We start from the raw sequence: 4,905 nt of genomic DNA on the forward strand, positions 1-4,905 counted from the left end.
TGTGAGCAATGCAATACCGAAGCTTCTGCATACCACCTTCAACACCAAACGCAACGCATAGCAAAAATGCCAAGCGTTGCGAATCACTCTTAAACAGATTGTTAAATTACTTACTCCAAGCGCGTGTCATGTTCAGCTTGCCAACAAAAAACCCAATTGCAGTTGCAGCCATCAATTTGTGTGGCTGACTGGGAATTAAGCTAACCGTGCCAACAAAAATCCCTATCAACCCCAACCATGTGCTCAATCTGACTGCTACTTGCGGGTGCATCGTACATGCTTTAATTCGCTTACCAACACACCACTTTGTAACAAAACTAATTTGAAGGTCCTGACTACTTTGGGTCTTATCGATTCCAAGCTTTTCTCTGTACCACGCATTCATCAAAACCACATTTGATGTATTCAGCAAGTTTTTATTCGTTTGGGATGCATTACTATCCCCATACTTCTTTTCAAAGTTTCGGTCTATAGACAGAGCCTCGCATACAACAGATTTACCGTTAGTATTGTTTTTAATTTGAACAAGGCTTCGATTAGAAACTTCAGAGCCTTTAATCCAGCACCAACCTGAGTTGATATCTTCAGCCAAAGAAGCCAAAACATAATAGTTCATAAGTCTAACAACTTTCTCTCTTGTAATTTAACGCCCTGTTAAGGGGTGAGCAACGCAATACCGATGCCGCCGCAAACCACCTTAATCAAAAAAATCAACGCATAGTAAAAATGCCACGCGTTGCGAATCCCTCTTGAACAGTTTGTTAGCCGCTCATTCCCAAAGGTTACTGCTTACTCAACAAGTACTTACGCAAATCTCTCTCTGCACGCATAACAAACAGAATAAACACTTTGTCACCGTCTTTTTTATAGAAAACGCGACATGGATTAACGACAACTTCACGATAACTTAAATGTTCTAGTTCAGGTGGAATACGACCTGACTCCGGGAAAGTTTGTAGGCGTTCGACTTTGGAGAAGATCGTTTGTACTAACTGCTTTGCAGCTACGATATTTTCAAGTGCTATATATTCAGCGATATCATTGAGGTCAGATAACGCTGGTTCAGTCCAGATTACTTCAGCCATTTTGACATTTTGTCCTTGGCTTCATCGTGACTTACCACTTTACCGTCAGCTAGCGCCCGCTCACCTCTAGCAATACCCTCAAGAATAGCTAAACGATTTTGCATAAATTCATAGTCATCAACATCAACGAGATACGCAGATGGCTTACCATGCTCAGTAATTAACACGGGTTCTTTAGTGTCATGGAGATCGGCGAGGATCTTAGTTGCTTGACGTTTAAGTGATGTAACTAGTTCTACTTTCATGAGAGCTGCTCCAAAGGAATACTAAAGTGATACTATTCTATCACTTTAAGTATAGCAAGCTCCATGACGGCTAACGCCCAATTAAGGTGTGAGGCACGCCATACCGATGCTCCCGCATGCCACCTTAATCCCTAAAACCACCGCATAGTAAAAATGCTACGCGTGCCGAATCGCTCTTAAATTGATTGTTATGTTTTAGTGTTCATCGAGCGAATCAAACTTTTTGAATAGATTATGCCCTGTGATCCCATACCCAAGGCGAGTATACAGCCTTAAAGCACCATTATTGCCATTTGCAACATGGAGCTTCAACCTTGTAATACCACTTTGTTTGAGGCGGGATTCAAGGTTTTTTATTACTAATTCGCCATAACCTGAGTTGCGATACTTTTGCTCTATGAAGAAGTCACAAATAAAAGCGGTTGAGTCTTCTACACTCTCTATGTACCAAAGATGACCTATAGATAGCTCCCCCAATTTAATAGAACAGACATAGTTACCGTCAGTATCAAGCTTATTGGGTAGTCTCATCTCGAAGTCTAGGGAAGCGAACTCAAAAGATTTCTTTTCAGAGTAGCCATAATTGGAGCTGATAGAACCAGCGTATTCTCGTATAAAGTTTTCACGAAAGAGGTCAAAACAACCAGGTTCCATTTCAAATAGACTTATCACTTTACCCTCCTAAATCCTTGGAGTTGATTAAAAACATAACGCCCAATTAAGGGGTGAACAACGACTCCCCCAAAACATAAAGCATTGTGCCATAAACACTAGATTTGAAGTAGATGCAAAAATGCCAAGCGTTGTGAATCCCTCTTAAATTGCTTGTTATGTAACATTTTCAAGTGCTTGCGCCGCACTAATTGTAATTTTAGCCAAGTCAGACTCGGTTTGTATAGATACGTACTCACACCCTTTGAATTCTAGTTGCATATAATTTGCAGTCAGTTCGAATGGTTGGACGAAACAGTCAGGTAAGTCTTGATTATAGCCCGTAGATAACACTGAAACAGACTTACCTTTCAGCTTACGACCTAAATCCTTTTCGATAGTTAAAAGATCAGATAGTCGATCGAAAAAGACTTTTAATTGTGCTGACATTGAGTACCAGTAGACAGGTGAAGCAAACACCACATGATCAAAACCGCTAATTTCATGGATTATAGGTAAGAAGTCATCATTTCTATTTTCATGCTCATAATCGTAGAAACTGATGTTGAAATCGGAGAGATCGAACAACTTTGCTCCCGACTTTTCGACGAACGATTCGGCTAGACTTCTAGTGTTTCCGTCGGATCTTGATGTACCTAGAATAACTGCGATTTTCATTGAACCTCCATGTTACATAACGCCGCGTTAAGGGGTGAACAACGCTACCACCCAAGTTAAACCATTGTGCCGTAAACACTAAAACCGAATCAAACCCAAAATGCCAAGCGTTGAGAATCCCTCTTAAACGCCTTGTTATGTTTATTTTTTATACGCCAATGGACTAGAGCAAGTAAGCAGATCTCCTTGACTGTATTTAGCCTTAATTTGGCTAGACATACCACTTGGAGCAATAGTCTTTGGTAATAACCATTTACCTGTTAATAATAGAAATGCAGACACATACTCAACGCTTTCCCTGCGTTTTTGATTATCAGCGAGTGCCATAAGGATTTCTTGAGCCATTTCTTTAGGCATAACCTGCTTTTGTCCCGTCAGAAAGAAGTAAGCTTTTTTGAACTCTTTTCTTCTCCAATTCTTAGAATCGGAGTGTAGTTTTGCTATTATTTTTTTGGCTTTTTCTTCATTCATAATTAAACACAGAACCCTGAATTTGCACAAGTTTTGATTATAAACATAACGCCCTGTTAAGGTGTGAGCAACGCAATACTAATGCCGCCGCATACCACCTTAAACACAAAACGCAACGCATAGCAAAAATGCCAAGCGTTGCGAATCACTCTTAAACAGATTGTTAGCGCGCTTTTTTCGACTTCCGCTCATCCCATGTTTCAAGAACAAACAGCGCTATCGTATGGGCAGAATGAATTGCTAACCGAGCATGACGTGGCTTTAGGTTATATACTTTTCGCCCAGAACCATGTGCTGAACTTGCATGAGTTCGAAACGCGCCGATACCATCAACCACCGATAAAATACCAGACATGATTTTTTTAAGATCGTTGTCTTCTAACGTATTAGTGTTAAAGCCAAGGTCATTACGAACCACTTTCCACACATTTTGTAAATCTTGCTTCTGAGGTTTTTCTAGCTCTTCGTCTTCAATGTAAACCTTAAAAATAGACTCTAGAATATTACAAGCAGCAGACACCGCTTCTCTAGGCTCAGTGTTTACATTACTTAGAGCCCTTTCAAACTCAGCATCAATTGAAGGAATGTCACGTCCTTTTATTAGTTCAGATAAAGCCTTACTTGTTGGCGATGTACCGTCCGAAACAATACCACCAGAGATATAAACAAGATTACATCTCGATAGTACTTTTTCGAGTTGTGTTTTGAATACTTGTTTTGGGTCTGTGACTTGAAGCTGTGTACCAAAGAAACTCGGAGACTCAGGTGGTTCTGGCAACTCCATATAAGGCTCTATTATCTTTCCAAGAATGTGCAATGGATGCTCACATTCTTTGTTGATTTGCCTTAACCAAGCGTTAACCTTAACCGGCTTAGATCCCTCAGGAGGATCTGATGGAGCATCGGCAAATAAGAATAAATTATCAATCGACGCATGACTTTCAAATGTTGGAAGGTTATCGGCGATCACCGCAATAACCGGAGCAGGTATATTCTTTTTCATAAATTACTTAATTATTTCCTCTTGCGCGCTAACGCCCTGTTAAGGGGTGAGCAACACAATACCAAAGCCGCTGCATACCACCTTAAACACTAAAACCAACGCATAGTGAAAATGCCACGCGTTGCGAATCCCTCTTGAACAGTTTGTTAGCTGCCACCTGCCGCCATTACCGTAGCTCCTACAAATACAGCAGGCACAACGACTGCAGAATCGATGATGATTGCAGCTGGTGTGGCAACTATTTTTCCTGCCGCTTCAGAAAAGGTAGATGGTTGTGCAATATTTATACGCCGACTCTTTTCTAGTTTTACTAGCGGGAAATCACCCTCTACCGTGAATCGCTTTCCTTTTACTTTTTCCGTAAGTCTAAATTCTCTTAGCAAAGCATCCTTTTTGAAGCCTAGCGACAGAAGTTGATTTTCTAATTCTGCGGTCGGCTCACCGCCTAGCAGTGTTAGCGATACAGTGCCAACAATTGTATTGTCTTTCCTTAGCTCAAATTCGTTAAACGATGGGGAGAAATCTACTTCTCTGGATAAAGTAAGAGCATCTCCAAAATTTTTATTGATTTTGAAAAGATAAGCTGAACTAGAGGCGGTAACAAATAGCTCTCCGGAATCACTTTTTACGTAGAAGCCATCTATCATCTCTTGCTTATATTCAGGAGCCCAAAGAGCAGTTGTACATCCCGATAGAAATAACGCAACAAGTAATAAGAGTGTTTTCATAAAACTTCCATTTCCAAGCGTAATTAAGTTAAACAATATGGCAG

General features: G+C 40.5%; 8 protein-coding genes. All 8 read right to left on the reverse strand.

Annotated elements, in window-relative coordinates; translation table 11 throughout:
- Positions 1-106: 106 nt before the first annotated feature.
- On the reverse strand, positions 107-616 hold the full coding sequence (locus OH459_RS27640) for a hypothetical protein (protein WP_269989773.1): 510 nt from the start codon (positions 614-616) through the stop codon (positions 107-109).
- A 166-nt stretch (positions 617-782) separates the two neighbouring features.
- A complete protein-coding gene (locus OH459_RS27650) occupies positions 783-1,085 on the reverse strand; it encodes a type II toxin-antitoxin system RelE/ParE family toxin (protein WP_269989774.1) in 303 nt (100 codons plus the stop codon).
- Complete coding sequence (locus OH459_RS27655) at positions 1,073-1,330, reverse strand: type II toxin-antitoxin system Phd/YefM family antitoxin (RefSeq protein ID WP_005448240.1); 258 nt, start codon at positions 1,328-1,330, stop codon at positions 1,073-1,075. The genes OH459_RS27650 and OH459_RS27655 overlap by 13 nt, the downstream gene beginning before the upstream one ends.
- A gap of 195 nt (positions 1,331-1,525) precedes the next feature.
- On the reverse strand, positions 1,526-2,002 hold the full coding sequence (locus tag OH459_RS27660; RefSeq protein ID WP_269989776.1) for a GNAT family N-acetyltransferase: 477 nt from the start codon (positions 2,000-2,002) through the stop codon (positions 1,526-1,528).
- Positions 2,003-2,158: 156 nt separating this feature from the next.
- Positions 2,159-2,659 carry a flavodoxin family protein gene (locus OH459_RS27665; protein WP_269989779.1) on the reverse strand — a complete coding sequence of 167 codons (501 nt, stop codon included), beginning with the start codon at positions 2,657-2,659 and terminating at the stop codon, positions 2,159-2,161.
- A gap of 141 nt (positions 2,660-2,800) precedes the next feature.
- Positions 2,801-3,130: a hypothetical protein gene (locus tag OH459_RS27670; protein ID WP_269989781.1), complete on the reverse strand. Its 330-nt coding sequence runs from the start codon at positions 3,128-3,130 to the stop codon at positions 2,801-2,803.
- Positions 3,131-3,293: 163 nt separating this feature from the next.
- The gene (locus OH459_RS27680; protein WP_269989785.1) at positions 3,294-4,133 is read right to left on the reverse strand and encodes an abortive infection family protein; all 840 of its coding nucleotides are present in this window, start codon (positions 4,131-4,133) and stop codon (positions 3,294-3,296) included.
- Between the two features lie 146 nt (positions 4,134-4,279).
- The coding region (locus OH459_RS27690; protein ID WP_269989787.1) for a hypothetical protein at positions 4,280-4,905 on the reverse strand (626 nt) is incomplete at its 5' end.

Origin of the sequence: Vibrio sp. MM46 (assembly GCF_027587135.1) — a bacterium.
Lineage (GTDB): Bacteria > Pseudomonadota > Gammaproteobacteria > Enterobacterales > Vibrionaceae > Vibrio > Vibrio harveyi.

Excerpts from the sequence above, each read along its gene's own strand:
- OH459_RS27640 (WP_269989773.1), bottom strand. The coding sequence starts at position 616 with ATGAACTATTATGTTTTGGCTTCTTTGGCTGAAGATATCAACTCAGGT.
- OH459_RS27650 (WP_269989774.1), bottom strand. The coding sequence starts at position 1,085 with ATGGCTGAAGTAATCTGGACTGAACCAGCGTTATCTGACCTCAATGAT.
- OH459_RS27655 (WP_005448240.1), bottom strand. The coding sequence starts at position 1,330 with ATGAAAGTAGAACTAGTTACATCACTTAAACGTCAAGCAACTAAGATC.
- OH459_RS27665 (WP_269989779.1), bottom strand. The coding sequence starts at position 2,659 with ATGAAAATCGCAGTTATTCTAGGTACATCAAGATCCGACGGAAACACT.
- OH459_RS27670 (WP_269989781.1), bottom strand. The coding sequence starts at position 3,130 with ATGAATGAAGAAAAAGCCAAAAAAATAATAGCAAAACTACACTCCGAT.
- OH459_RS27680 (WP_269989785.1), bottom strand. The coding sequence starts at position 4,133 with ATGAAAAAGAATATACCTGCTCCGGTTATTGCGGTGATCGCCGATAAC.